The 1275-nt window shown below is 40.2% G+C and carries 3 protein-coding genes; all 3 read right to left on the reverse strand.

Annotated features, from left to right (window positions below; genetic code table 11):
• Positions 1 to 91: 91 nt before the first annotated feature.
• Positions 92 to 424: a hypothetical protein gene (locus S1OALGB6SA_RS09830; RefSeq protein ID WP_124033346.1), complete on the reverse strand. Its 333-nt coding sequence runs from the start codon at positions 422 to 424 to the stop codon at positions 92 to 94.
• Entirely contained in the window at positions 417 to 773 is a 357-nt protein-coding gene (locus S1OALGB6SA_RS09835) for a hypothetical protein (RefSeq protein WP_124033347.1), read from the reverse strand. The genes S1OALGB6SA_RS09830 and S1OALGB6SA_RS09835 overlap by 8 nt, the downstream gene beginning before the upstream one ends.
• Positions 763 to 1275 (reverse strand): RHS repeat-associated core domain-containing protein (locus tag S1OALGB6SA_RS09840; RefSeq protein WP_230204537.1); only part of this gene is annotated, 513 nt, incomplete at its 5' end. The genes S1OALGB6SA_RS09835 and S1OALGB6SA_RS09840, both read right to left, overlap by 11 nt.

Raw genomic sequence — 1275 nt, forward strand, 5'->3', positions numbered from 1 at the left:
TGTTCTGTTTAGACCGTGGCCATGGATGGCCTAAGGGCGGGCCTGCCTGAGGGGGAAATTTCTTGAAAAAAAACAAGTAAGAGAGGGAAAATCATTTGATGATTCCTGAATCGATTATTTCAAAGTTTTCCCCTGATGATGTCCACTCAATATACACCCTCTGGAGCCGTTGAGAACCCATAACAATATACTCTGTCAGCCATAAATATTCATCCTCCGATATAGTGCGTAAATACGTGTGCTCTGTGAATTGCGGAAAAACGGAACTAGCAAGAGCCTTTAACTCCTTTATGTCAATTGAATCTGAATAGACAGGTTTTTCTACTGACATAATTGATACCAGCAGTGTAATAGATATCATCAGCATGATCACTGCCATTTTGTTAGGACTTTCCTTCTTAGCATCCAACAATTTCTTATTCAAAATTGTCCACCCTGAAAAAGGTATCGCGCGGATTTAACTGTGCTGAATAGCGAGTGTTACTTGAAGAATCAAAAAAATCTACTCTAATTTCTTCATCAAACCCAGTTCTCATCAATGATAAACTCACGCTTCTGATAACAAAATGATTTGGATCAATACTGATGAAATCATCTTCTGTCACCATTTCCTGAAGTTCCTGTGCTACCCAACTATTAATAACAGTCATACTACCAGGATTGTACTTAGTCCACATAGGAACAAAGATGGTTATAATCAAATAAGCAAGTTCAATAATTATTCCACCAAGCAGAATACTTGTTACTACACGATTGGTTTTTTTACCACTCATCTAAATCTTCGCCTACACCCATAAAAATCATACCTTGGACACCCCATTCAGTTGCAGCTGAATGTTTAGAGGTGCCCTCTCCAGCAGCAACATCATATTTGTACTCCACAGAAACACCAGGAGCTGGAGGAACAGATATTGTGAATGATGAGCGATCCTCCAATTTCCCGGAATTTTCTATTGCAACAACGCTGTCAAGTGTTACACCAGCTCTCATCCCAGCTCCTTCAATATCTACACTAGCTGATAACTCCGCAGTAAGCATGCCAGGGCCTATATTTTCTGAAGTAGATAAAGGATCAAAAGTTAACAGGAATCCCACTCCTACACCTGTTGCAATATCAGCATCTATATTTCCATTATCATCAGTATGAATACGGAACTTAAGTGCAGCTCCCGTTCCTACTCCAACCTTAAATTCCCACATTCCCGCTGGGTCTACATACATCACGGGGTTGTTGCTCACATAGGAATACCAGTTGAGAGCCTCGATGACAGAATA

Source organism: Olavius algarvensis spirochete endosymbiont, assembly GCA_900608495.1.
Lineage (GTDB): Bacteria > Spirochaetota > Spirochaetia > DSM-2461 > DSM-2461 > UBA2779.

Excerpts from the sequence above, each read along its gene's own strand:
- S1OALGB6SA_RS09835 (WP_124033347.1), bottom strand. The coding sequence starts at position 773 with ATGAGTGGTAAAAAAACCAATCGTGTAGTAACAAGTATTCTGCTTGGT.